The following is a 26,043-nucleotide window of genomic DNA, read 5'->3' as shown; positions in this document are numbered from 1 at the left end:
AGATAAAACAAAATCTTAAATAAAATCGGTGGAAAAATTCAGTCTAAATGGATCAACTATTTCGATATTATATAAAATTATGAATACAATCTTCCAAGAACATTGATATATCAAGGTTTCATGCTATCTTATTTTGTTTGTTGTTTATTCATGGCGCTCATCATTTGATTAATTTTCTTTTGGGATGGTTTCATACCCATTTGCATCATCATCATTTTCAGCATCTGTTCGTTAATTGGCGGATTTTTCTTTAAGTAATCCATCATGTATTTACGAGCGATGAAAAATCCCAGCACTACTCCAGCAATCAATGCCAGTACGCCAACTAGAATGTAAACCCACATACTATTTCCTCCTTCATGTTGTCTAACATCAGTGTACTAGACCAAAGGTTATTATACAATACCCGCTACCGAAAAGTCCCCCATTTAGACAAATTTTCTTTCTTTTATCGGTTTTAACCAACCGTATTTTTCATGTTCAAAATCAATTGCCAGAAAACTCGCTTCATATTTTCGAATACTTTCAAAGAAAGCGGTCTCCGCTTCATAATCTCCTTCAGCTTTAAGAGTAATGGACTCATTTTGAATGATTAGAACGGCTTTACTTGTTCCATTTGTTTTTTCTAAATAGTATTTTCCATTTTGAGTCCAATAATTCATCTTTTTTTGCAAACGTTGTTCAATAGCTACCTGTAATTGGTATATCGGGACTGTTTTGGTGACATATTCGATTTGTTTTTGCAAAATACTCTTCAGTCTGCCCCTTGCTTGAATATACTCCAAAAACAAATTGAAAAATAGCTTTTCTCTTCCATAATAATGATGGGCAAATTCATCTTCGATTAAATAAATTTGATAGGTTCTCATCAGCCAATGCCTCCTAGCTCTCCTATTTTGATCACGAAAACAACTAACCACCAGGACACTCTCCACTATTTTCCACTATTGATGACTTTCCCCTTTAACTGACACAATTAAACGAAATTTATTTATTCTCATTATATATTGACAAACTAAAAAGATATGTTGTTTACTGGAGAAATTTTCTTCTTTTTTTGTCGAATGGAAGATTTCCTTTCGAATAGGAACACATTCAATTTAAAATAGGATTGTTTTTGGTAAAAAAAACTGACACCAATCCATTTGGTGTCAGTTTTTTTTACTATTATTTAATCATTTCCTTAACTCGAGCAACTACATTTTCTACAGTGAAACCGAATTCCTCCATGATTTTACCGCCAGGTGCAGAAGCTCCAAAATGATTGATGGCCAATATTTCACCCTCATCACCTGCATAACGATCCCAGCCAAATGGTGAAGCCACTTCGATAGCTAGACGTTTTTTCACTGCCGGATTTATTACGCTTTGTTTATATTCTTTAGATTGAGTTTCAAATCGATCCCATGATGGCATACTGATTACCGAAACATCAATTCCTTCGTTCGCTAAAGCTTTCTGTGCTTCCACAGCCAAGTTCACTTCGGAACCAGTCGCAAGAAGTAATGCATCAGCTACTTCTTTCTTAGAAGCAGAGATGATGTAAGCACCTTTTGAAACACCTTCATACGCAGTTTCGGAAGTGTCTTTTATTGTTGGCAATCCTTGACGAGTCAGTACAAGAGCAGTTGGTTTATTTGTAGACTCCATTGCCACTTTCCAGGCTGCTGCCGTTTCATTGCCATCAGCTGGACGTATTACCCCTAGGTTAGGCATTGCACGCAATGATGCTAATTGTTCGATTGGCTCATGAGTAGGTCCGTCTTCCCCTACAGCAATGCTATCATGAGTGAACACATAGTTTACCGGCAGTCCCATTAGTGCTGCCATTCTTATGGCTGGACGCAGATAATCAGAGAATACAAAGAATGTTCCTCCGTATACTTTTAAACCACCATGAAGTGCCATTCCATTTAAAGCCGCACCCATAGCAAATTCACGTACACCGAACCATATATTACGCCCACTGTAATTACCAGGTAAGAAATCTGTCTCACCTTTGATGGCAGTATTATTCGATCCAGCTAAATCTGCAGAACCTCCAATGAAGCTAGGTACCTTTTTGGCAATTGCATTTAGTACTTCCCCACTTGAAGCACGGGAAGCTAATGTCTTACCTTCTTCATAGACTGGAATTTCCTGATCCCATTCAGCAGGCAGTTCACCTTTGATGGCAAGCTCCAATTGCTCTGCTAACTCAGGATGCGCTTCTTTGTAATTTTTAAACAACTCATTCCAAGCTTCTTCTTTTTGAGCGCCTGCATCAACAACAGCTTCATTGAAGTGTGAATACACTTCCTCCGGAACATGGAAGTCCTCTTCGAATGTCCATTTATATGCTTCTTTTGTCAATTTCAGCTCATCTGCACCAAGCGGAGCTCCGTGAACAGCAGATTTACCTGAACGGTTTGGTGAACCGTAACCAATAACCGTTTTCACTTCGATTAATGTTGGGCGTGCATCGTCAGTTTTCGCTTCTTCAATCGCTTTGGCGATTTCCTGAAGATCGTTCCCATCCTCAACGCGGATATATTGCCATCCATAAGATTTGAAGCGGTCTGCTACGCTTTCACTAAATGATTGACTTAAGTCTCCGTCAAGTGAAATATCGTTAGAATCATATAAAACAACAAGTCTTCCGAGTTGTAGATGTCCAGCTAATGAAGCCGCTTCTGCAGAAACACCTTCCATTAAATCCCCATCTCCACAAATGCTATATGTATAATGATCGACCACATTATAAGAATCGCGGTTATAGCTTTCTGCCAAGTGACGTTCTGCCATTGCCATTCCGACTGCCATTGCGATACCTTGTCCAAGCGGCCCAGTAGTTGCATCTACACCAGCCGTATGTCCGTATTCAGGATGCCCTGGAGTTTTACTGCCCCATTGGCGGAAGCTTTTCAAATCATCGATAGATAAGCCATAGCCGGATAGATGAAGAAGGCTGTATAACAGCATAGACCCATGACCAGCAGAAAGAACAAAGCGGTCTCTATTAAACCATTCTGGATTTTTCGGGTTATGGTTCATATATTCGGTCCATAGTTTATACGCCATCGGCGCTGCACCCATTGGCATACCTGGATGGCCAGAATTAGCCTTTTCAATTGCATCAATCGATAATGTACGAATTGTATTAATAGAAAGTGCATCTAATTTATCTAACATATCGTAAAAACATCCCTTCCTGTAATGTACCTCTTTATATTATAGTGACAAGCTTAATATCACAACTAAAATCACTATTTACTGCCTCAATATTACAATTTTCTAGAAATAAGAGAAGCCCCCTATTTAGATTAAACTAAATAGGAGAATACATACATGAATGCACTCTCTTTTTACTCCTAAATGCTAATAGAATCTTCAAATGGATGTTCCATCAGAAGAATCCAAGCATTATTAATGTAAGTTTCTTTTTTCTTTTATATTTTTTATCTTTTGAGGAGTTACGTCATTACCTTCTGGATCGACGACTTTCACATGCTCCAACGTATTGGTCATGGACTTTCTGAATGTTTCCAAATACTCACTTCTCAATTGGGTTTGCTCTTTCGCCTCAACTTCCGTCAAACCTTCAGCCTTTGCCTTTTTAGAAAGTTCATTAATACGGGCTAATTTTTCTTTTGATAACATAATTTCGCTCCTTCATAATCTGCGGATATTGTCATGGTATTAAAAAAATAGCGAAATTACAAGTTCTATGATTGACTTTCCAGTGTATTCAATTGATGTTCGAGAAAACGCCTGTTCACTGTAGCCTTAGATACATTGTATCCAAAGCCCCTCAAAGTTGCTGCGATCTCTGCAAATGTCAATCCATTGGCCCGAAGTTTAATAATTTCTTCTATAGGAATCTCCTTACGGTCCCTTCCGGTGGAATTCCTTTGATTCTGAAGATTTTTTTGAGGACGATACCCTTTTTCAACGGCCCTTATCATCCCGCGCTTTATTTTTAGATTATGTAGTTTCCTTTGATATTCTTCTACAATTCCGACAATCTGGATGACCATCGCATCCGAATCCGATAGCTCAAGTTCGCCATCGTGTGAGAGCGTATAAATTTTCACATCTTCTTTAAGGATGACATGGAAAAGGGCTATTTTGGCATTCCCTCTTCCCAGCCTCGTTTCGTCCTGGATTAATAGTACTTCAGCTTCTTTGGTTTTAAATAGTTCGAGCATGTCAAAAATGCCATCCCTATTCAACTCATAACCACTAGCCTGTTCTTTTATTATGGAAATGACTTCAACATCCATCTTTTCTGCCAATTTGACTAATTCATCTTCCTGCCTTGCCAATGATGTTTCCTGTGACTCTTTTTCTGTGCTGACCCTACAATAGATTACCGCTTTCATAATACCCTACCTTCACTGCTTACTGCTCACTGGCCAAATTCTGGACAAGTTCTTCCCCTTTAACCGGTATGACGATGACTTGACCAGGTTTAATCGAATCCGCCCTTACTCCATTATGCTCTTCTATCCAACCAATGAATTCTTTTTTTGTCAAATTTGCTTCTTCATATTCTTCGGCAATTCCCCATAGGGTGTCACCTTCACCTACTTCTATAGAAAGGAAATCATTTTTTTGATCATTGTTCAATGTACAAGAGAATAAAATTGAAAAGATAAATACTGATCCCGCTAATAGAATCGTATAAATATAATTTTTGTATAATTTTTTCATAAATATCCCTCCAAAGCGAATGTTCGTTCGTATGTTATGACCAAATTATAATACGAACGTTTGTTTCAGTCAACAACAAAATTCGAACTTATGTTTGTATAGAGTTGGGGGCCATGCTATAATATAGCAAAGAACATTGGGGAAGAGGTGCACTAATGACTAAACTATCAAAACGGCAGCAAGATATTCTTGATTTCATTAAAGAAGAGGTTCGCCAAAAAGGGTATCCACCTTCCGTACGGGAGATTGGCGAAGCAGTGGGACTTGCATCAAGTTCAACAGTACACGGACATTTATCCCGCCTGGAAAGTAAAGGCCTGATCAGACGTGACCCAACCAAGCCAAGGGCCATTGAAATAATGAATTCGGAGGAAGCGAACAATATTCCAAAAGCCAATGTCGTGAACGTTCCGTTACTTGGAAAAGTAACAGCGGGCATGCCTATAACGGCAATCGAGAACATAGAAGAATACTTTCCGCTTCCCGAAAGCATGGTTCCGCATGATGACCATGTATTCATGCTGGAAATCATGGGTGAAAGTATGATCGAAGCTGGAATTCATGATGGAGACTATGTCATCGTGAAACAACAAAGCAATGCCAATAATGGAGATATCGTCGTGGCCATGACGGAAGATGATGAAGCCACTGTAAAACGATTCTTTAAGGAACCGGATTACATAAGGCTTCAGCCCGAGAACTCAAATATGGAACCAATTATTTTACGAGATGTTTCGATACTTGGAAAAGTAATAGGCTTATATAGACAAATACACTAAAAGCGCTAACCGCGCTTTTTTTGTTTGTTTAATTTATGTCCCGAATTCTCTCATTATGCATATGGAAGAGTAGGTTTTAATATATTTTTTAATAGAATCTATTTTCATGTGAATATTACATCTTTTGGAAAGAAGCTCATTCAAAAAAAGGAGAGTGTTGAAATACCGTTGCCAGTTAAAAATTCCATTTCATTCTTAATATTTGGTTCACTTTAGGTAAAGATCGCCCAATCCATTTCACTATTGAATCTGTACTTTTGTAGAACCATATGCTTTACAAGAGCAGAGATGAAATCCCTTTTTTTGACAATTACGACTTCCATTCCATGACGTCCCGTTTACGTATAGATTGGCAAGATCTCGAAGACTTTCTTCCCAAGATGGGTATTTCCTGAATTTGTTCCATACTTGAACGGGTACACCGGTGAGGTATTCGATTGTTTGGATAATGCCAGACTCGCCCTTAAAGTCACCTTTTGTACCGAATATATTTTTTCCTTGACTTGCTAATAAGCTTTTCCCATATCCACTCTCCAAGCAAGCTTGTGCAATAACAACAAAGGTAAAATATTAATTCCTTTTGAATTTTCTGGGCATAAGGAGCATTCTCCTTAATAAATGTTTCCTTGCTCATTAGATCTTCGCATTAATAGACGTTTTTTACTGTTTATCTTCATTATGTCGGCTCTTTCCGAGTTGTTTTAAACCATTCCCGCGGCCAACCAGAAAAAGCCGTCAATCCATATAATTATATGGATTGACGGCTTTAAAATTAAACTCTGAAAATCTTCAAAACCTGGTTGCATAACCTTTTATATATTAGTTTTAAATATGAATTTTTTTATTATAGTATAAAGCCTTGATAAAAAGTAAAAATTAATTTTGAAAACTTCTATTTAAGGTGGTGAAATTATGGACTTCCCAACCATCCATACAAACTTTTGGGATGCAGTAATAGCCATTCCTATCATCATGATTCTTACTCAACTAATTAAGGTCATGTTTCATATTCGCCCAAAATTCATCCCTACCATCGCTTTGGGTCTTGGCTTGTTCATTTCCATTTTCATCAGTCATCGTCATCACTTGGTTGCAGGGATTTTCATGGGCTGGTTTTATGGCTATGCCAGCATTGGCAATTATGCTGCACTTAAAACAGGTATTTTGTCTTATAGAGAATCTTATCAAAAGACAGATTAAACCCGTTGTCTCGTTTCAATTCATCAATCTCTTGTATTGCCACGAGCCCGAGTGGCTTCTATCCCCATTGAACATCCGTTAAATTAAAATCTAAATTAACAATTAAGACCTTAACTTTGGCTGAATCACCAACTCTCATGTTAACCATACCATTATACATTACCCACAAAATACCTTTTCAATTAATAAGGTATTAGTTGGTAAAAATGAAGTTCGGAATGCACTTATCCCGAACTATGATTTTTAATGAAAAACTGAATGTTCTTATAGGAAAAAAACGTACTCAAACTGACTTTCCTTCGAATTTGATACCTTCTCAATAAGATGGCATTTCACTATTTCTCGATATAGACCGAACGAACCAGAGTCCGGGTTCTTTCAGTGCCATCCACATTTTTTTCCTTGACATCAATGGTTACATTATAAACACCTGACTTAGGCACTTCTGGAAGGGTGCCAGTAAAATTTTCGGTCTCCAGTACCTTAATTGAGCTTTTCCCACTAATTTCATTACCGGTTTCATCTACTAAGCGAACCAAAAAAGTTGTGCTGTTTGGCGTTTTTTTATCATTCATTGGATTCTTTATTAAAAATTTTGCATCTTTTTCCTTAACTTTTCCGGCCATACTTAATGTAATGGGATTCATTTCGTTAAATTGAGCCGTGAACAGGTAGGCGTCTTTTGGCGATTTACTCTTCATTCGCACCTTCCAGTCACCGATTTCGAGGTTGTTTCTATTGAATGTCTGGATGGTTGCACCATTAAAAAAGGAACTTTCATTTTGGGTTGAATCAACCTTTAAGGAAGGTGAATATTTTTTATTTGATGGAGAAATCAATTCAACCTCGACATCATCTGAGGCTGTATATATAGTTATATTACCCGGGGCTGATTCATTTACATGGAAACTTTGTTCAATCCAAACATGTTGTTTCAGGGCATCACCCATTACGGTTTGAGCAAGTGCGGTTGTAATGACATCATCTTCAACTCGTTCTTTATAATTGACATTAAATCCAGGAATCCCAGCGGTGGTAGCACTCCTTAAATAGGGTTCAATTCTTGAAAATACAGCTGAACCGACTCGGATATTGTCGTGATCAAAGTTTGGATCCGTAAATAAATGTGTTGCGTAAGGTATTTTTGTACTCCAAACATTTACTAGACCATCATTTTCCCCATATGAAGATAAATATTGTCCACCCATTGATAAAGCTGAAAGAACCGGGCCTCTGTTCATACCTGCCACAGTGAAATACATGTTTTTACGAGAGTTAAGATGGTTATCCGTGACAGAACGAAATTCCGCCATTTTACCAACTTGTAAAGAATAAGTTCCATCATCTTTTTGACCTAATAGGGAACCAAGCCAGCCCGCATACCAGCTATAAGCCAAATCAGCAAGGTATGAACCATGATGAGGGGAAGCTAAAGTGATCACCCTTCCAACATATTGGTGCGCTCCATAGTGTACTAGAGCCGCTTGGGTGTCTGTCCCCCCTTTGCTGTGAGCTATAATATTTACTTTTTCGCCCCCGAAATGGTTACTGATTTGTGAAAGCATTTGAGCTAAAAGCCTTCCGTTATCATATTGGCTCGCTGATCCATTTCCAGCCGAATCATGAAGCTGAACAAAAACCGTTTGGTAGCCTGCTTCATACGCCTTGGTATACATATCATTGATCCCATGATATTCAGTTTCACCGTACCAGCTGGTTGAACTGCTGTTTCTCCCTTGTACAAACACGATTGGTGGTTTCTCTTTGTCAAGATTGGGAGGAATGCCTCCAAGAAACCAATCCCCTGGACTGAAGGTTTCGGAGGGCGGCTTCAATTTCCCTGCTGAGGAAATGCCTGGCTTAGCCATAATTAATATCGTTAGAATGAGGACAAGAAAAACGACATAATTGAATACATTCCTTTTCAATTGTTATCTCCTCCAAATGGTATTTTTTCGAACTCATCCTTTTATCAATGCCCCCCTTCCCAGGACTTCCATAGCCTTCATTATTATATAATTGTACTTTTGCATACCATTACCTGCCATCCTCATAAAGATGGGAGAAAAAAACTAGACGAAGTTCATTAAAAATGGAGATAAAGTATGAAGATCCGCTTTCAATTCATTTAGGTTTGCAGTCTTTTTCATTTTATGAATACGAACTTACGAAGGAAATTGGAATGCCCCAAGTTTACAAACATGAAAACAAGCCTTTATCCTGCAAAGGATAAAGGCTTGTTCATCCATATTAACTTTTCCTTCGAATTTGCCATTGTCCAATTGCTCCTATTCATGGTGTTTTGAAAATCCGTCCTATACATTAAGTAAATAAAAGTGTTTCACAGCAATTGGCTGTCATTCAGTGGGATCTCAATTTATTTTTCAGCATACAGCCTTTTTATTAAGGAACATCAAGAAGTTTGGATTTTTACTCCTTAAAAATACTTCCCCCTCTTCCTCCGACATACGTGTATTTCATCCTGAGAATTAGGATCAATAATTTCAATGATAATCCAATTTGACAACACCGTCGTGTACAATGATATCCTCAATGGCCTCCCCACGAAATTCCTTCCAATCTAATATGTGCTAACGGCAGCAGCTCCTACTGCAACTTCCCTTTCCACTTTGTTCACCTTCTTTCCATCATTCCTTGAATCTTCTCCAACGGAAGTTAAGAGTGTATGGATTGGACTTTACATTACGAATGGTCAGTCTGTTGAAGAAACGCTGGTACACTTGAACTATGAACTACATTTGAAGTGTAGGTGAGGGTCAAAAAAAATGATCTCGTCGATTGAGAATCCTACACATTCAGCAAATAAATAAGCCTTATCGATTCGCAAAGGAATCTTATATTGCTCATAGTCAATGTAAGTCCTCTTGGCCATCTTCAGCACTTTAGCCATTTCATCTTGAGTCAATCCTTTATACTTCCTCGCTTGTTTAAGTGTGAATTTAATGTTTGTCATATCTTTGTCACCACCTGTCTAAAAAAATAATACCACACTTGAAGTATAGTTTCCAACAACTTTTCGCAAAATTCACGCTCTTTAAGTTTACTCACTTTCACTCATAGTGTATATTCAAGTAAGAGGTGAAGAAATATGCACATTGGTGAACGGATTAAAATGTTAAGAAAAGAAAGAAAAATGACACAAGAAGATTTGGCAAATATTTTAAAAGTGGCCCCAACAGCAGTATCGGCCTGGGAATCCGGAAGGAATAAACCTTTAATGGATAAATTGAGCATGATGTCCACATGCTTTGAAATACCGCTATCCCACCTGATTGAAGGAGCACCTGCCGATAGAAATAATCCTGGAATGGAATTCCTAAATGAAAAGAATGTAAGATTAATTGGTGTTTACGGAAATATCCCTGCTGGAGATCCTCATTTTACCAATGAATATATTGAAGCCTATATGCCGACATTAAATTCGATGCTAAAATCGAATAAAGAATATTTTTTCCTTAGAGTGAATGGCAATAGCATGAACGAAGAATTCAGTGACGGATCATTGATTCTCGTTGAAAAAACGAACTTCGTTGAAAACGGAAAAATTGGTGTCGTTTTAGTAAATGGTCACGATGCAACAGTCAAAAAAGTGAATATCAATGAAGAAAACATCACCCTCACTCCCTGCAGCACGGATCCTTTTTATGAAGACAAAACCTATAACATCAAAAATGATAGAGTCCGTATTTTAGGAAAAGTGGTTCAAGCCATTAAAATATACGATTAATATCCATCTCGAGGGTTACTTTACTTAAAGGAAAATAAAAGGTTAATGAGCAACAATACATAGATTCAATTCAGTTATTTGCTGATACATTTTAGGTACAAGCCATTATGGTTTGTGCTTTTTATATGCCATTACAAAGAATCCATTTAAATTTGTGTCAGTCTATATGAAAAAGCATAGCTTACATTTCACACCCTCCACTATTATCCAAGTGATGGACAAAACAGGACAGTAGAATGTACATGATGATTTCATTACATACATATTCTTGAACCTGGAAAAGCCCCTCTCTTTTTGAGAAGGGCTTCCTGCGTGGAGTGCTTCTGGAAGTTATAAATAATTTAACCAGTCAATTATTAATTATTCATTTAACACGCAACTTCTGGTTTACCGTAATGTTGTACTGACTGTCAAGACCGTTCCAATCTTTAATTTGCTGAACCGTACTGCCATAAGCGATGCTTAAGGAGTATACGGTATCCCCACTAACGACAGTGTGGTATACAGCTATACTTTTCTTTGTAAGATTGAAGCATTTAACTAAACCGTTTACATGTCCGCGAGCGAGTGATTCGATAAAGGAAGCCGTTTTCAATTTGGCTGCGTCATTGACATTATCGATAAATCCATTTTCAGACAGGAGTGCAGGCATGTCCGTTTCACGAAGTACATGTAAATCTCCTGTTTTTTGTCCTCTGTCTTGGATGTTGATAAGCTTCATGACCTCTGAATGAATATGATCTTGATACGTTTTCGTGACCTGGTTAGTGGACGTATAGATGTAATCCTCGTACCCGGTTCCGCCGCCGGCATTTATGTGGATGGAGAGATAAAAGTCCGCTCCCCACGCGTTCGCTGCATTCGTACGATCGTTTAAGGAGGGGTACGTATCTTGGGTCCTGCTCATTTTTACATAAACATTATTATATTCTATTAATAAGATATCTTTAATTCGAGTTGCAATGGATAAAGTTAAATCCTTTTCTCTTAATCCATTCCCCACCGAGCCTGGATCCGTACCTCCATGGCCGGGATCAATAAATACTTTCACCATTTCTATCACCTCTATTAATCTTATGTTAAGCAAGAACAAATGCTTGTACATATAACTATCGGATTATTAAAGAAGTTTCAAAAGATATAGTATTCTTCATCTCGCCTGGATTCCAAAAATATACACACCATTAGGTGTTTTTTGCCTTTTATATTATGACATTCGCCCAATGGACGAGAATTTTTTGAAAAAGCTATCTGCTTTTTTTCACTTAGGCATCAGCAGGAATTAATGGGGAATAACCCATCTATAAAAATAGTGGTGGAGGAGATTGAGCGATTTAAGAAAAAGTCAGCATTAACAATAATGCTCAAACAAAAAGCTTAATTAATTGTTGATGGTTTATTTTATTTATTGCTAGCATATAAGCCGCCTGGGGAATGTCCCACCAATAAATAAGGGGGCTCAAATGTTAACAATATTTATCCCGTCTTGGTTTTCCTTCGGTTTATCGCTGCCAGCAACATCAAAACGATAATAGGAAAATACTGATTCAGATTCCGAAATTGCCGGGAGGATTTTCATCCACCCCTCTATCGGTCCAGCACCACCGTTAAAAAACTTTATTTGGATTTCCGTTTTCAGTAATATGATATTGTAACGTCCCTGTTGGTGCATCCACTTTATATTTTCCAATTTTCATTTTCAGCACACCTCACTTGTTTAAATTACTGTAACAAGCTATTGGTTTCATTTATTGAATTTGCAGCAATGAGGCCTTTGAATTTTTCGCGAAAGTTATAGGAAAATGTGAACTTAAATTCCTTAACAATGAACGGGATTAGGAGATGACATATGATGAACGAATATGATAAGTTTGAACGATTGGTTCAAAAGTTTGATCAAGGAAACAAGCTAATTCGCGCATGGGAATTAAAAGGCGGTATTTCTGCACAGGTGACAGGACTAGAACTATTACAATCGTCAGGGCGGATCGTAAAAATGATCGTTCGTCAGCACGGTGATAATGACTTGAAACGGAATCCGAATATTGCAGCAGATGAACACCAGCTCTTAGGGATATTGAAAGCTGCCGGTTTGCCTGTACCGATGCCATATTACCTTGAGAAATCCTGCGAGATATTTTCCAAGCCATGCATAATTCTCGAATTTATTGAGGGTAAGTCAGAATTCTCCCCCTCAAATCTTAATGATCATATCTTACAATTGGCAATCAATCTAGCAAAAATCCACCGTGTTGATTGTGCAGATCTATCTTTATCATTCCTGCCTAAAGTAGAAAATACATATGTTGAGATGTTAAATAATAAAGAAAGGGTACTCTTGGACGAAACATTAAATCTAAGCATGATTAGAGATTTGTTAAAATCTTTCATGCCATTACCCTCCATGAATAAAAAAGTGATCCTTCATGGTGATTATTGGCCAGGAAATATATTATGGAAAGAGGATAAACTAGTTTCCATAATTGATTGGGAAGACTCAGGCATAGGGGACCCTTTGGCTGACCTTGCCAATAGTCAACTCGAAATTTCATATCATTTTGGAATGCAAGCGATGGATGACTTCACCCATCAATATAAATCCATGATGCCGGAGTTGAATTTTACAAACTTACCATTCTGGCAATTATTTGCCGCGTTACGGTTATCTACATTTCCTGAATGGGGCTTGGAAAAAAGCAAGGAAAATAGCTGGAGGAAAAGACACGAGTCATTTGTTCGCCAAGCAATTAACCAAATTCGTTTAAATTAATGTTTATTCATTTTTTAATTGATCGAAAATTATAATATGTATATGAACTTTTGATAAAGGCATCTATACCAGTCCCTTTATCAATTTTTTTCATAAACTAACAATGACTCTCAAAAAAATCCAGGAGGTGTTTAAATGTATAATAAGCCCTGGGGGCATCCGAAAGGCGGTCAATGTCCACCACAATATTTCCCGCCTCACAGAATGCCTACTCAGTATAATCCACCTCAAATCTCCCCGACAAAGCAAAATGTTAAAACTAATGTCATTAACAACGTGATTCCAGTTTTTCATCCGACACATACAACTACCGTGAATAAACATTTCACCACATATATTCCGCATACCCGAAGTATCGTGAAAGAGTGTTATAGCCAAAGCTTTGTTTGTGGAGTTCCTCAACCCCCCAGTCTTTCGAGGAGAATGTTAAGATATTAATTAAAAACCCCGATTCGGGGTTTTTATTCATTCCTTCCATCAACCTTTGAAATTGACATTCAAAGGGTTTACAACTGTCTAAATGCAAATTCCCTATACATTTTAAAGTTTTGTTTCTTATAAAACTCTTTTGCAGCAATGTTTTCACACCAATAATCCAGTTCAATTAAATCTATATCGTTCTTTTTAGCCATTTCATAGACCTCATTCATTAGTTTTTTACCGTAACCTTTTTGGGTTTGACTTTCAGTGATACTAAGCTGATGCACATATACTGATTTATACTCATTTTTAAAAGCGCTTTCTGGATAGGTTTTAAATTCAATCCATGCGTAACCGATCGGTTCTTCAAGTTCTTTTAAAACGAGAAAAACAAAACTGTTATTTTTCACCAACCTTTCGAAAGTTCCCTTCATTGCACAATAATCATATTCCTTAAAATACCTCGGATATAGTTTTGCATGCAGATTGTGAACATTTTGATTTAATTTTGCAATCACTTCATGATCCCAGGTTTGACTAACAATCATAATTATCCCCTTTCTATAAACCTGTGTATTTTTATATTACAAACCAAGCAACGTCCAAATTCCAAAAGTACAATCCTAGCCGTAAAGAAGAACCCCATTCCTAAAACATACATATGCCTTCAAGTTTCTTTTTACATCTGGGTAAAAAAGGCGCGAAACAACAGTTTCAAAAAACTAATAAATATAGTGAAAATATCTTTATGATATTTGTAACCTATTTCCTCAACATACTGGAAGGTGATGATCATGACTTTCCCTCTTTTTATTGTAACTGGCATTAGTGGCTCAGGAAAATCAGCAACCTCACTGGAATTGCAGAAACTCATGGTGGATTTCAATGTATTTGATATAGATCTTATCGTTAACAATGACGATTATCTAACAGCTTGTGATAATTGGTTGAAAGTTGCCTATTATAGTGCTTATTCCGGACGTAATTCCGTATTATTCGGCAAAGTACCCGATCCATATAATGTTGAAATTTGCGACCATTTCCCTTTCTTTAATCCAGTCATTACCTGCATCTTTATTGTAACGGTGAAGCTCGTACACAACGATTATCGGCTCGTGGCAAATGGACGGCTGACAGCATTAATTATATGAATGCACTATCTGAGAAGTTAGTTCAAGAAGCCAAAACATCAGTTCCACCAAAACCTACTTTAGACACTTCTACCACTTCGCCGCCCCAAGTCGCTAAGTTAATTAAACAATGGATAATGAAGAACTTACCTAAATAAGGGAAGATTAACTCTATAGTGCCCGTAATTAAAAGCTAAACAAAACCTTTGTTAGACCGGCACGTTTATTTGGCTAAGAAAGCCAGCATCAGACAAGAGTGGCTTTTGAAAAAGTACGTATTTCATCAGAAAGCTTCAAATGTGCTGAAGTTAAAGAACTTTGTTAGTGAAGAAGTAGTAAAAAGGGATCTTCCTATAGTAGATCCTTTTTTACATGCCGATACATCTGATTAACTAGTTTTGTATAGTTTATGCACAAGCATTATTGAAGTGGGATACCTGAAAAATGTTGGGAAATTGACCTATTCGCCGCAGTCTGGGAATCCTAATCCTATTAAAGATGATGCCAATAGAGCGGAAATACGGATTCTAAGTGTAGATACATCATCAATTTCAGTGACTAAAAAGAATTGATCATCAACTTCTAAGATACAAGGTGATTGCACTCTTTCTTCCCCCTTTCTATTAAAAGATATAGTAATAGAGGAAATAGTATGTTTGGTTGTTATGTAGATAAAGAACAATCAGAACACATGAAAATAAGGCATTTTAGCAGTTATTGTATTAGTTTTGCATTTGGAAAAAGAACTACCCAGCAGTAGTTTCGATCTTACTGTATGATTGAAGTGGCGGTTTACTAAGAACAAAAAGGAGAGCGAGTCATAGTATGACTTGTTCTCCCCCTTTCTTATTTTGTTTCATCTTTTTATTTTCCCATGTTATAAAATGAAGCTCCATTGGCTTAAATGCTCAGGTATTGTACTTGGTGCGTTCCTTACTGGATATAGGAGAATAATCACTACTGCAAAACGAATCGTGAGTATTTAGCTATCATAGGGTCATATTTATTTCATATATTCTACCGTGGTTTATTTTAAAATAAAATCTTCCGACAGTACTCAAGCAAGGCAATACGACTGATAAATACATAATCTTACATTCGCTTTTTCCTGACGTTCTTATTAAAAGAATTCTGTTACCTAGATGTGCATCATTGATTATAAGGCGCGTGCGATTACAGAAGCAGAGTAGGATATTCTCAAGTCACTTGTACAAATCGCCATGGATGAAATGGAATTGCGCATGGCTTCATTTCACATCAATAAACTCAGTAAGGATAAATCCGACTTTTTTGGGGTCTTAAGTCATTTCATTAATCCGATGTTACCGGTTGGCGATTCACCCCTGTTATTCTTTTCCTACAGTCTTTCCGCTTTAGTATGTTCTCACTGGTGAAATTAGATGAAGATAGGAGGAATTATCGCTTGGCTCGATTAAGATAGGTTTCATTGGACCACCAAAACTTAGCTTTACCTCTTTTTCTTTTATCGCTTTTAAGGCATCCAATAAAAAACTTCCATCCAGTGATATACTTAACCCCGCATCACCTCTGATTGCCTTGATGCTTTGCGTTTCTTCTATCTTCCCTAATTCCGATGAATTAGAAGATATCCTTAGCTTACTATTATCCAAGATTTCTAAATGAACATTGTTATTTCTCCATTCACTTGCAAAAAGGCAGGCCCTATCAATACCCTTTAATAGTGCATTGGTATCCATGGTGATGATCGTTTTCAAATCTTGGGGCAGCAATCCTGATACATTCGGGTAATTACCTTCAATCAGCCTTGAATACAGTGAGATAGTATTTGCTTTAAAGACGATATAACTTTTTGTGATGAAAATATGTATGATACCTGCTTCATTATTAATTAACTTGGTTAATTCATTAAGGCATTTACTTGGAACGGTGAATGACCCATTCACCTTCGATTCTAACGGAAGTTCTCTTAACGCTAAACGATGGGAATTTGTTGCAACACAAGAAAGCTTGTTATCCTTGATTGACAAATTGACTCCTGTCAAAGCAGGTCTTACACCGCTTTTAGAAACGGCAAACACTGTTTGTTTTATGATTTCCAATAATTCAACACTTGGGATATTAAAATAACCAGCTTCCTCCACTTGAGGAAGATTTGGATATTCCCCGGAATGTAACCCATTTAGGTTTGTTACTATTTCATTTGATTGGATTGTAACCGATTGATTTTCGTTCATCTTTACATGAATGACATCAGGTGATTTTTTAACGATTTCACTTAAATATTTTGCCGATAATACAACCGTGCCCTTTTTAAAAACCTCCAATTTCATTACACCGTCAATCGTTAAAGGAATGTTTTTTTCAATGACAATATCGGAATTACCGCCAAGAAGGGTTAAGCAATCGCTATTAGCCACTATCTTTATTCCTGATAAAATGGGAATATGTGTTTTTATGGAAACGGCATGGCTGACATCTGTAATCGCCTTATTAAAGCATTCTTTGTTTATTATAAATTCCATGAAATAAGTTCACCCCAATATAATCGTTAAAGGAATAATTCGACAAAATTCCTGAAAATTCCTGTTCGCCCTACTTATATGTTGCCGTCAGGTCCGAAGAAGCGGCTTATTGCATCACCTTCAGCCTAATATTGAGCGTGTACTGCAATGACAGTAAATATGAAACTGACTATAGGCAGTATTAGTTTTATATGAGTCCTTTAGATGATAAGATTCTTGGGGAAGTGATTGAAAAAATAGATCAATATTTAGGAGGAGTTCATCTTGAATCCTTATGCATTTTTGGCAATAGCCATCCTAAGTGAAGTGTTTGGCAGTTCGATGTTAAAAATATCAAACGGGTTTAAAAGGTTATTCCCTTCCATAGGTGTGGTAATTGGAATGGGTTTGGCTTTTTATTGCCTATCGTTATCATTAATAACCATACCGCTAGGAACGGCTTATGCCATTTGGTCTGGAATAGGCACAGCTTTAACTGCTTTAGTAGGAGTTATCGTTTATAAAGAAAGCTTTAACGTGAAAAAATTTTTAGGTTTAGTCCTGATCATTGGAGGAGTGGTGGTTTTGAAGCTCTCAAGTGGAGGCAATTAACAATTTAGTAATCGGAGGTGATAGTATGAAAGGATACATGGCTTTAGGAATATCCATCTTAAGCGAAGTCTTTGGTACGACCATGCTTAAGTTGTCTGAAGGATTCACGCATTTATTCGCTTCACTTGGGGTTATAATAGGATTTGGAATTGCATTTTATAGCTTATCTATATGTCTTAAAACAATTCCGTTAAGCTTAGCTTATGCCATTTGGTCAGGAATAGGCACAGCTTTAACTGCATTAATTGGCGTACTATTATGGAGTGAGCCATTTAGTATCACTACATTAGGTGGCTTAGTATTAATCATTGGTGGAGTGGTGTTACTAAATGCTTCCCATACTCCCAAACAAGCAGAAGGATCGTCAAACTAATGGTTTGATGATCCTCCTCTCCCCCCGTTCGTTTAAAAATAAAAGGCTCTTTTCTAAAAGATTGTTGCTACCAGAAAAATGAATTGTATAATATTAGAAATAACTGAAAGGTCTGTTAATATCTAATTAGGAGGTGTTTAGATGAAATTAAAGAGCTTCATAGTTACCTTTGGTTCATTTGTATTGACGACAGGAATGCTTTATCTGGTTGGTAATATGTTTACTATTCCTTGGTTAATGTTCCATCACGAATATACAGAGAACGGAAACGGCTTCTTCATTTCAGCTGGTTCGTTGGTTCCATTAATTATCGGTTTGATTGTATGCTTTTTTGCAGAAAAGATTTATAGTTACAAGTTCCGATAAAAACTTGGTTGATAATGCCACGTTTTTTACGCTCTTAACTTGGAGCGGTTGAAAAATATACTCGTTTACAGGGTGTAAGAAACAAATCTTTTAGGCGTTCTTGAAAAGGCACTTTTTTATTCAACTAAGAAATTGGTGCCAGAAAAGGTAATTATCAATGTACTTAGTGGCCACTCCTTGAAAAACGGTCCATCTGCATTTACAAACGTTTGTGGCAGCCATTTACGTGCTGGGATACATTGAACAGCAGTCAAAAAGGCCGCCACGGCGACCTTCTCTTTTTGAATGGAGCTGACCTTTCATGAATCATTCCATCTCTTCCATATAATTCTGCAGCATTTCCCTTGGCAATCTAATTGTTTTTTCATTTCATCTCTAGCCTGCCATTCATCAATTACCTTTCGCATTCACCAAGTTCTTCGTGCAAAGTCCGTGAACTTGAATTTATCGGGTCTATGCCTGGATTCACTATACTGAAACAAGCTTCCATCGATTAAATGGACCGTACTTTTCACAACTGCCACCATATCGAAGTCTTCAATGTCCAATAATTGTCTATCTTCTTCACTGCATGGCTCCACGGTAATTTCCTTATTGGAAAAACCGATCTGGAGTCCGAGTCCCTTTTCAATATATCCATAAATCGAATCCTCACAAATTTCCTTCGTCAGGTTGGTTACGAACTCGCTTTTGAAATAGTCTTTATCCAGTATGATTTTCTTGCCGTTGATTTGCCGTGCCCGAAACACTTTCCATACTTTACCACCATCCGTTAAGTCCAGAAGCTTTGACATGTTTGCGTCAGGAGTCTCAAGCTCCAACTTATGGATGATCGTTCTGGAATGCAAATTCAACTTTTCCACCATTTCTTTATAGGAAATCAACCCTGCTACAGGAAAATTAAATTTGCTGAAATCCAAGACAAATGAACCCTTGCCTTTGATTTTATGGATATATCCATTTTGTTCAAGCAACTGTAATGACTTTCTCACAGTATCCCTGGATATGCCATACTCTTCCATGAAGCTGCTTTCGGAAGGAAGCTTTGAATTTGTCGGAAAGGTTCCTTCTTCAATTTTTGAAACGATATCACTATATAGCGATAGATATTTGCTGTTCATTTCATCACCACAATATATTTTTCTTGTCTGCTACTTGTCCTTTTTCAACAAATAGGCAACCGATTCATAGGGACGAAGGATAAAATCACCTGCAAGTTCTTTCGAATCGATATAGTTTGAGAGCAAGAGCTCTGAGTTGTATCCAAATAGGACCATATCTTTTGGAATCTTGAAGGACGCTTCTTTTGCATAAAAGTTATTGATGACCAAAAGTTTCTCATCTTTATAACTGCGAACATATGCGAACAATTGGTCATGGTCGCCAAGAATTTCCTGGTAATCCCCATATGCAATGATATCATGTTTCTTGCGTAAGAATATAAGTTTTTGGTAATGATGAAAAATGGAATCCCGTTCCTTCAATGCGTGTTCAGCGTTTATTACCTTAGAATTTTCAGGCACTGAAATCCATGGCGTCACTTTTGTAAAGCCTACGTGCTCCGTATCTTCCCACTGCATGGGAGTTCGAGAATTATCACGGGATTTAGCCTGAAGAATTTCGATTATATCCTTTTCATTCTTGCCTGCCTCTTTTAAAATATTATAATAATTAATCGATTCCACATCCCGATATTGACCAATATCATTGAATTTCGGGTTGGTCATTCCTATTTCCTCCCCTTGATAAATATAAGGGGTTCCCCTAAGCATATGAATGGCTGTTGCCAGCATCTTGGCAGATTCCTTATGATACTCTTGATCATTCCCAAACCTGGATACGATCCTCGGCTGGTCATGGTTGCACCAGAACAGGGCATTCCATCCATTTCCTTCTTGCATCCCATACTGCCAGCTGCTTAGGATCTCCTTTAACTGCCTGAAGTCAAAATCTGCCAGTGACCACTTTTCCCCATCTTTATAATCCACCTTTAGATGATGGAAACTGAATACCATGGACAGCTCCTTTTCAACTGGAGATGAATATTTGATGCAATGGTCAATGGTCGTCGATGACATTTCCCCTACAGTCATCACCTCTACATCCTTCCCAAATGTTTCTTCATGCATCTCTTTAAGGAATTGATGAATTTTGGGACCATCTGTATAAAAGCAGCGTCCATCTCCATCATCGTCATTTTCATAGAAGTCAGGTTTCGAAATAAGATTGATCACATCCAAACGGAAGCCTTTGACACCTTTATCCATCCAGAAGTTAACTACATTGAAGATTTCCTGCCTTACTCTGGGATTTTCCCAGTTAAGATCAGCTTGGGTCCGATCGAACAAGTGAAGGTAGTATTCATCATGTTCCGCTACATATTCCCATGCAGGGCCCCCGAATTTCGAAATCCAATTGGTAGGGGGCTCTCCATCTTTCGATTTCTTGAAAATATAATAGTCCTTATATTCTTTATCTCCAGACAATGCTTTTTGGAACCATTCATGCTCTGTTGATGTATGGTTGAATACCATATCCAACATGATTTGGATATCCCGCGAATTAGCTTCCTTCACCAATCTTTCGAAATCATCCATCGTCCCGAAAACAGGATCAATGGATGTATAATCCGCTACATCATATCCATTATCATTCTGAGGGGAACGATAAAAAGGGGTCAGCCAAATATAATCCACTCCCAGTTCATTCAGATAATCAAGTTTTTCAATAACACCATTTATGTCCCCGATGCCGTCACCGTTCGAATCCTTAAATGACTTCGGATAAATTTGATAGATGGTACTTTTTTTAAAATCCTTCATTATGATTCCTCCTCTGCTATCCCTGATGTCTCTTTTGCCAGTATGGTAAAAAAGAGGGAGAATGCTCCCCCTCCACGTTATTAAGCATTTAATTTCGTTGTTTTCGTTCTTGTTTTCAAATTCATTTTAGGACGTTTGGAGAATACAATAGTCAAAATGAATGGCACAACGAAAGCAACCAACATCGCGAGTGCAAACATTCCCATGTGCTGTGGCTGGATGGATAGAATACCCGGGATCCCCCCAACACCGATGGAATTTGCCATTACTCCTGATCCGACTGAAACGATGCCCGCGAAAAGTGAACCGATCATACCGGCTAAGAACGGAAAGCCGTATTTCAGGTTAATCCCGAACATGGCTGGCTCGGTTACACCTAGATAACATGAAATCGTAGCGGGGATGGAAACTTGTCTTTCCTCCTGGTCCTTTCTGTTGATGTAAATCATTGCAAGCACTGCCGTTCCTTGTGCAATATTGGATAATGCGATCATCGGCCATAGGTTCGTACCGCCAAGTTCACTCATGAGCTGAAGATCGATTGCATTTGTCATGTGATGCAGTCCCGTGATGACAAGCGGTGCGTAGGCAAAGCCGAAAACTGCAGCAAATAGCCAGCCAACTGATGAATTCAATCCTGAATATACAACAGTAGAAATGACAGAACCTATTTTCCAGCCTAAAGGCCCCAAAATGGTGTGGGCAATGATAACAGTTGGAAGTAAAGCGAAAAATGGAACGACGATCATGGAAATGGAATTATGCACTTTATCTCTCAAGTACCGTTCTAAATATGCCAAGACGAACCCTGCAAGTATCGCTGGGATGACTTGAGCCTGATATCCGATCATGTCGACCTGGGCAAAACCGAAATCCCAAAAAGGTATGTCACTTGCCTTTGTGTTTGCCACTGCATATGCATTAAGAAGTTGTGGGGAAACCAGGGTCAAACCAAGGACGATGCCGAGAATTTGAGTCGTGCCCATTTTCTTCGAGATCGACCATGTAATGCCAACAGGAAGAAAATGAAAAATAGCTTCACCTATCAGCCAAAGGAAGGCATGGACCCCTGCCCAAAATTGGGAAATATCCACAAGGGTCTTTGTGCTATCATCGAACATTTTAATATCGCCGATGATATTGCGGAATCCAAGAATGAGTCCGCCAACGACAATGGCAGGAATCAGCGGGGTGAAAATATCCGCAAGATGGGCAATCATACGCTGCAGCCAGCTCATATTCTGTTTAGCTGCATTTTTCACATCTTCTTTTGACGCTTCCTGAAGTCCAGCTATGGAAACGAATTCATTATAAAACGATGATACTTCGTTCCCGATTATGACCTGGAACTGGCCAGCTTGTGTAAACGTTCCTTTCACAAGCTTAATCGATTCGATATTCGTTACATCCGCTTTGGAGGGATCTTTCAAAGCAAAACGCATTCTTGTCGCACAATGCGTAACCGTAGCAATATTCTCTTTCCCTCCGACATGTTGAAGCAAATCCGTTGCTGGTTCTGTGTATTTACCCATTTCACTACTTCCTTTCCCTAGAAAGCAAAATATAGTTGTTTTTATAACCTGTACGTATAGGTTCTGTATACGCTTTCATATTATCCTGTACGTACAGGTTATGTCAAGAGCTTTTTCCCTCACTTTAATAGGATTGATTATCATGTGATTTCATTTACTATACTGTTATTGCTATTATGGGTGGTTGATAACACGATTCATGTTATCGCCGTATCTATCAACAATCTCTCATGTAAGATGATTGGCTATGGGGTTCTTAACATGAATAACTAGCTGAAAAACCCCGAAATAGGGTATAATGTTGACATAACCTCTAAATCAACATTTTAAAGGTTAGCATTTAACAGAGAAATGAGTGATGAACATATGTCTGAAACTAATAAATTTCCACTTATATCAGGTAATCTTTCTCTGGACTTAGTGAACACGGAACTAGTCAGTCGAGGTCAACGGCAAGACTTATTACTTTCAGAACGGGATGTGTTGGACTGGCTTGCTGTAATAAAAGGGAAACACTCATATTGGGATAATCAGCTATTCTTGAAAATTAAAGAGAGAATTCAGCAGGTATTTGTAGGCATTTTAGAAATGCGTACTATTTTAAGAAAACAATTTGAGTTAATAGCAGATGGAAATATGATTCCTGATGAGTTTATCGTTTTTTTAGAAAATAAAATCGAAAAATCACCTTTTACTTATAAATTAATGGATCAAAAACTTGTTCCCATACCTGTTGGAGAAGCGGAAGATATCCTGCTATCTTATATTGCTTTTAACACATTAACATTAATCGAAGAAAATAAGCTGTCATCACTAAAGCGATGCTCGAATGATGATTGCGTCCTGTTATTTATCGATGAAAGCGGAAGACGCAAGTGGTGTTCAATGAAAATATGCGGGAATAGAAAAAAGGTTGCCCGATTTCAACACCGAAAATCTGATGATGAATGAAGTCCCAACTTATTATATAAGTTGGCTTTTTTTATGAAATCTCAAACTAACCATTAAAATGGTTTTGACAGGTTAGTTTGATTCGTATAAAATCTAATTATATAAAAAAGGAGTGATAATATTGGACCGTATTGCAGTAGCGAGGAATAAAGAAAAACGCTTTTTTCACCTACGTTATTTAACGAAGATGAAGGGAAAAGGAAGAAGCCCTTTACAGATAAATGTAAAGGACGCAATAACGGGACTGATTGGGGGATTTTCAACGATATTCGCTTTAATTCTTTTAACAAAAATAACTTCAGCAGTGTGGTTAATGGCTCCATTTGGTGCCAGCTGTGTACTGGCTTTCGGTTTATGGAACGCGCCGTTATCACAGCCACGAAATATTATTGGCGGCCATTTCGTATCAACATTCGTTGGTTTAGCCTCCTATCATTTTTTTGGCGATGAGCCTTGGGCGATTGGCTTGGCTGTGGGATTAGCAATTGCCGTCATGATGCTGACAAAAACGACGCACCCGCCAGCAGGGGCAGACCCACTTGTTGTTATGCTAGGTCATTATAGCTGGAGCTATTTATTTACGCCTGTGTTAATTGGTTCCGTGATAATCGTTTTACTGGCATTGTTCATTAATAATTTGCGCAGCAATCGGAGCTATCCAACTTTTTGGATTTGATTGATTTTAAATGTGTTACTTGCAATGTTTCACTTTCATGAAAGAATTAAAAACGAGGAACTCTCGACTCCTCGTTTTTGTTAGTTATAAGTGCTGGTACTCCTGTAACTAATCAAGGACTCCCATACTTTTTAATTTCCGTTATCCTTCAGCGTTTAGTTTGATATGCGTTTTTGCAACCTCCACTCCGTTCACAAGGAGTGTTATTCGATGGATTCCCATATAATGTCGACGGGTCGTCAGGTCTTTCCAATTGTGAATCCTCACTCTTTCAACTCTTTCACCATCCGAGAAATCCCTATCTGCCAAAAGGAAAATTTTCCGGGACGTTTTCTGATTGGCTTTTACGAAATCGATGGCATACTCAATGCGAAGTTTCGCTGTCTTCTCCGCATGCACTTGAAACCCGAAATGAAGTTCACTGGTTTCCCCGATATAAATCGAGTCAGCTTCATTTCTTATAAATGCGTTTGTAATGATATTCGGATCATTCAATACATCCGTGTATCCAAATAATGAAAGGACTTCTGGATCTCCTTGACGAACTAGAGTCCTGCATCCCCGTCGGACAATCCAAATCGTATTGGGCTCTCCGCTTTCATGCCAGCGCTTGGCAGTTTCTATTACGGTTTTAGGATGATCTTTGGCAATATCATTCAAGTTATTGGCCACACTTTTGCGAACATATAGGGACGGGTCGTTTTTCAGGTTCTCTAGTACTTCCAAGACCGGTGCCGGATCGGATTTGAACATCGGTAAAGCTTGCCCCCATGGTAACCTTGGCCGGCATCCTTCACTTGCCAGCCTGCGGACATGCTCATCACCATGATTGGTCCATTCCTTCATCTTCTCGATCATTAAAACGGGATCACGCAAGATAAAAGCACGGATGGCAAATTCGGAGGATGACCTTGCAGTAAAACGCTCCAACGCATCTAGCGATATAGGCCAATCTTTCTTATTCAATCCATGTACCTCGACAAAGTCCGGGAAAAATAAATATCTAAACCCTTCGCAATCCTTATCAAGTCGATACAAAATATCCAAAGCCTCTTGATAATCACTTGGAAGATGCTTTCCAAGAGTAATGGAAATGTGCCTAATCCGTTCTTTTAACTTTCTTTCGTCCCAATGCTCATCCATAACTTCTCCAATGAACGATTCAGTAGAAAAGGACAGATACACGCCTCTTACTTTTTCACTGAATTCACGAATGAACGTTTCATTATATAAATCCTTTAAGGGTTCAGCCATTTTTTTCACTTCTTTTCTTCAGGTTAAATTAGCTTTTGGATACTTGCATTACCTATCAGCTATCATTTCAACTTAATTATGTACTCTCATCTGTAGAGCGATGCATATCACTAAAAAAGGACAGCTTACTTTACAGAACAAGTCTGTCCAAAATCAAGTGAAGTTCATTCATCACTATTTGGATGCATAAGAGCTGATTCTATAGGAATCTATATGCCTCTTTCCCATGGATGTA

The 26,043-nt window shown here is 38.0% G+C and carries 28 protein-coding genes and 3 pseudogenes; 12 read left to right on the top strand and 19 right to left on the bottom strand.

The genetic code is table 11. The annotated features are described in order from the left end of the window. Positions 1-128: 128 nt before the first annotated feature. From JNUCC41_RS19065 to yneA, 6 genes are all read right to left on the bottom strand, one after another. The gene (locus JNUCC41_RS19065; protein WP_034312934.1) at positions 129-344 is read right to left on the bottom strand and encodes a YneF family protein; all 216 of its coding nucleotides are present in this window, start codon (positions 342-344) and stop codon (positions 129-131) included. An 84-nt stretch (positions 345-428) separates the two neighbouring features. Next, complete coding sequence (gene sirA, locus JNUCC41_RS19060; protein ID WP_192204348.1) at positions 429-869, bottom strand: sporulation inhibitor of replication protein SirA; 441 nt, start codon at positions 867-869, stop codon at positions 429-431. A gap of 298 nt (positions 870-1,167) precedes the next feature. Beyond that, the gene (gene tkt / locus JNUCC41_RS19055) at positions 1,168-3,171 is read right to left on the bottom strand and encodes a transketolase (protein WP_192204347.1); all 2,004 of its coding nucleotides are present in this window, start codon (positions 3,169-3,171) and stop codon (positions 1,168-1,170) included. Positions 3,172-3,405: 234 nt separating this feature from the next. After that, positions 3,406-3,639 (bottom strand): DUF896 domain-containing protein, encoded by a 234-nt coding sequence (locus JNUCC41_RS19050; RefSeq protein WP_076368840.1) that lies wholly within the window; start codon positions 3,637-3,639, stop codon positions 3,406-3,408. 65 nt (positions 3,640-3,704) lie between these two features. After that, positions 3,705-4,361 carry a YneB family resolvase-like protein gene (locus JNUCC41_RS19045; protein ID WP_141995055.1) on the bottom strand — a complete coding sequence of 219 codons (657 nt, stop codon included), beginning with the start codon at positions 4,359-4,361 and terminating at the stop codon, positions 3,705-3,707. A gap of 19 nt (positions 4,362-4,380) precedes the next feature. Further along, positions 4,381-4,692: a cell division suppressor protein YneA gene (gene yneA, locus JNUCC41_RS19040; RefSeq protein WP_192204346.1), complete on the bottom strand. Its 312-nt coding sequence runs from the start codon at positions 4,690-4,692 to the stop codon at positions 4,381-4,383. Between the two features lie 155 nt (positions 4,693-4,847). On the opposite strand from yneA, the gene lexA reads away from it, so the two are divergent. Beyond that, on the top strand, positions 4,848-5,471 hold the full coding sequence (gene lexA, locus JNUCC41_RS19035) for a transcriptional repressor LexA (protein WP_098372919.1): 624 nt from the start codon (positions 4,848-4,850) through the stop codon (positions 5,469-5,471). 381 nt (positions 5,472-5,852) lie between these two features. Here the strand turns inward: lexA and JNUCC41_RS27380 are convergent. Next, positions 5,853-6,008, bottom strand: a pseudogene (locus JNUCC41_RS27380) (glucosaminidase domain-containing protein); the annotation flags it as partial. A 375-nt stretch (positions 6,009-6,383) separates the two neighbouring features. Here JNUCC41_RS27380 and JNUCC41_RS19025 point away from each other — a divergent pair. Beyond that, the gene (locus tag JNUCC41_RS19025) at positions 6,384-6,671 is read left to right on the top strand and encodes a hypothetical protein (protein ID WP_192204344.1); all 288 of its coding nucleotides are present in this window, start codon (positions 6,384-6,386) and stop codon (positions 6,669-6,671) included. Positions 6,672-7,006: 335 nt separating this feature from the next. Here the strand turns inward: JNUCC41_RS19025 and JNUCC41_RS19020 are convergent, their stop codons facing one another. Together JNUCC41_RS19020 and JNUCC41_RS19015 are read right to left on the bottom strand one after the other, a co-directional pair. Beyond that, a complete protein-coding gene (locus tag JNUCC41_RS19020) occupies positions 7,007-8,539 on the bottom strand; it encodes an esterase/lipase family protein (RefSeq protein WP_192208228.1) in 1,533 nt (510 codons plus the stop codon). Between the two features lie 878 nt (positions 8,540-9,417). Beyond that, positions 9,418-9,645, bottom strand: coding sequence for a helix-turn-helix transcriptional regulator (locus JNUCC41_RS19015; RefSeq protein ID WP_192204343.1), 228 nt, complete (start codon positions 9,643-9,645; stop codon positions 9,418-9,420). Between the two features lie 135 nt (positions 9,646-9,780). On the opposite strand from JNUCC41_RS19015, the gene JNUCC41_RS19010 reads away from it, so the two are divergent. Beyond that, positions 9,781-10,419: a LexA family protein gene (locus JNUCC41_RS19010; protein ID WP_192204342.1), complete on the top strand. Its 639-nt coding sequence runs from the start codon at positions 9,781-9,783 to the stop codon at positions 10,417-10,419. A gap of 364 nt (positions 10,420-10,783) precedes the next feature. Here JNUCC41_RS19010 and JNUCC41_RS19005 read toward each other — a convergent pair whose 3' ends face one another. Next, on the bottom strand, positions 10,784-11,473 hold the full coding sequence (locus JNUCC41_RS19005; RefSeq protein ID WP_192204341.1) for an N-acetylmuramoyl-L-alanine amidase family protein: 690 nt from the start codon (positions 11,471-11,473) through the stop codon (positions 10,784-10,786). 405 nt (positions 11,474-11,878) lie between these two features. Further along, the gene (locus tag JNUCC41_RS19000) at positions 11,879-12,109 is read right to left on the bottom strand and encodes a hypothetical protein (protein WP_192204340.1); all 231 of its coding nucleotides are present in this window, start codon (positions 12,107-12,109) and stop codon (positions 11,879-11,881) included. A 159-nt stretch (positions 12,110-12,268) separates the two neighbouring features. Between JNUCC41_RS19000 and JNUCC41_RS18995 the strand changes: the two genes are divergently transcribed. Beyond that, positions 12,269-13,189 carry a phosphotransferase family protein gene (locus JNUCC41_RS18995; RefSeq protein WP_228467371.1) on the top strand — a complete coding sequence of 307 codons (921 nt, stop codon included), beginning with the start codon at positions 12,269-12,271 and terminating at the stop codon, positions 13,187-13,189. A gap of 135 nt (positions 13,190-13,324) precedes the next feature. Beyond that, entirely contained in the window at positions 13,325-13,627 is a 303-nt protein-coding gene (locus JNUCC41_RS18990) for a CotD family spore coat protein (protein ID WP_192204339.1), read from the top strand. Positions 13,628-13,695: 68 nt separating this feature from the next. Here the strand turns inward: JNUCC41_RS18990 and JNUCC41_RS18985 are convergent, their stop codons facing one another. Beyond that, on the bottom strand, positions 13,696-14,157 hold the full coding sequence (locus JNUCC41_RS18985) for a GNAT family N-acetyltransferase (RefSeq protein ID WP_192204338.1): 462 nt from the start codon (positions 14,155-14,157) through the stop codon (positions 13,696-13,698). A 246-nt stretch (positions 14,158-14,403) separates the two neighbouring features. Here JNUCC41_RS18985 and JNUCC41_RS18980 point away from each other — a divergent pair, with 246 nt between their 5' ends. Then, entirely contained in the window at positions 14,404-14,760 is a 357-nt protein-coding gene (locus JNUCC41_RS18980; protein WP_192204337.1) for a hypothetical protein, read from the top strand. 439 nt (positions 14,761-15,199) lie between these two features. On the opposite strand, the gene JNUCC41_RS18975 is transcribed toward JNUCC41_RS18980, so the two are convergent. Next, the gene (locus JNUCC41_RS18975; RefSeq protein WP_192204336.1) at positions 15,200-15,343 is read right to left on the bottom strand and encodes an exosporium protein G; all 144 of its coding nucleotides are present in this window, start codon (positions 15,341-15,343) and stop codon (positions 15,200-15,202) included. Between the two features lie 769 nt (positions 15,344-16,112). Next, positions 16,113-17,243 carry a DNA polymerase III subunit beta gene (gene dnaN / locus JNUCC41_RS18970; RefSeq protein WP_192204335.1) on the bottom strand — a complete coding sequence of 377 codons (1,131 nt, stop codon included), beginning with the start codon at positions 17,241-17,243 and terminating at the stop codon, positions 16,113-16,115. A gap of 264 nt (positions 17,244-17,507) precedes the next feature. Here dnaN and JNUCC41_RS18965 point away from each other — a divergent pair, with 264 nt between their 5' ends. From JNUCC41_RS18965 to JNUCC41_RS18955, 3 genes are all read left to right on the top strand, one after another. Then, positions 17,508-17,834 carry a DMT family transporter gene (locus tag JNUCC41_RS18965; RefSeq protein ID WP_286182152.1) on the top strand — a complete coding sequence of 109 codons (327 nt, stop codon included), beginning with the start codon at positions 17,508-17,510 and terminating at the stop codon, positions 17,832-17,834. A 25-nt stretch (positions 17,835-17,859) separates the two neighbouring features. Then, on the top strand, positions 17,860-18,207 hold the full coding sequence (locus JNUCC41_RS18960) for a DMT family transporter (RefSeq protein ID WP_192204334.1): 348 nt from the start codon (positions 17,860-17,862) through the stop codon (positions 18,205-18,207). A 141-nt stretch (positions 18,208-18,348) separates the two neighbouring features. Beyond that, positions 18,349-18,573, top strand: a complete 225-nt coding sequence (locus JNUCC41_RS18955) for a hypothetical protein (protein WP_192204333.1) — start codon at positions 18,349-18,351, stop codon at positions 18,571-18,573. Between the two features lie 34 nt (positions 18,574-18,607). Here the strand turns inward: JNUCC41_RS18955 and JNUCC41_RS18950 are convergent. The 4 genes and pseudogenes from JNUCC41_RS18950 to treP form a co-directional block, all read right to left on the bottom strand. Next, positions 18,608-18,805 (bottom strand): annotated as a pseudogene (locus JNUCC41_RS18950) (IS1595 family transposase); the annotation flags it as partial. 175 nt (positions 18,806-18,980) lie between these two features. Beyond that, positions 18,981-19,694, bottom strand: coding sequence for a trehalose operon repressor (gene treR, locus JNUCC41_RS18945; RefSeq protein WP_192204332.1), 714 nt, complete (start codon positions 19,692-19,694; stop codon positions 18,981-18,983). Positions 19,695-19,724: 30 nt separating this feature from the next. Further along, complete coding sequence (gene treC / locus JNUCC41_RS18940) at positions 19,725-21,395, bottom strand: alpha,alpha-phosphotrehalase (RefSeq protein ID WP_192204331.1); 1,671 nt, start codon at positions 21,393-21,395, stop codon at positions 19,725-19,727. 80 nt (positions 21,396-21,475) lie between these two features. Continuing rightward, a complete protein-coding gene (gene treP / locus JNUCC41_RS18935) occupies positions 21,476-22,927 on the bottom strand; it encodes a PTS system trehalose-specific EIIBC component (RefSeq protein WP_192204330.1) in 1,452 nt (483 codons plus the stop codon). A 366-nt stretch (positions 22,928-23,293) separates the two neighbouring features. On the opposite strand from treP, the gene JNUCC41_RS18930 reads away from it, so the two are divergent. Beyond that, positions 23,294-23,878 carry a CGNR zinc finger domain-containing protein gene (locus tag JNUCC41_RS18930; protein WP_192204329.1) on the top strand — a complete coding sequence of 195 codons (585 nt, stop codon included), beginning with the start codon at positions 23,294-23,296 and terminating at the stop codon, positions 23,876-23,878. A 121-nt stretch (positions 23,879-23,999) separates the two neighbouring features. Next, complete coding sequence (locus JNUCC41_RS18925) at positions 24,000-24,554, top strand: HPP family protein (RefSeq protein ID WP_192204328.1); 555 nt, start codon at positions 24,000-24,002, stop codon at positions 24,552-24,554. 141 nt (positions 24,555-24,695) lie between these two features. On the opposite strand, the gene JNUCC41_RS18920 is transcribed toward JNUCC41_RS18925, so the two are convergent. Beyond that, positions 24,696-25,808, bottom strand: a complete 1,113-nt coding sequence (locus JNUCC41_RS18920; RefSeq protein ID WP_192204327.1) for a DNA alkylation repair protein — start codon at positions 25,806-25,808, stop codon at positions 24,696-24,698. A 97-nt stretch (positions 25,809-25,905) separates the two neighbouring features. Here JNUCC41_RS18920 and JNUCC41_RS18915 point away from each other — a divergent pair. Next, positions 25,906-25,998, top strand: a pseudogene (locus JNUCC41_RS18915) (IS6 family transposase); the annotation flags it as partial. Between the last annotated feature and the right edge of the window lie 45 nt (positions 25,999-26,043).

It is taken from the genome of Brevibacillus sp. JNUCC-41, from assembly GCF_014844095.1.
Taxonomy (GTDB): Bacteria; Bacillota; Bacilli; order Bacillales; family DSM-1321; genus Peribacillus; species Peribacillus aracenensis.
Note: the sequence above shows the minus strand (reverse complement) of the source record. Positions and strands in the feature narration are given on the sequence as shown.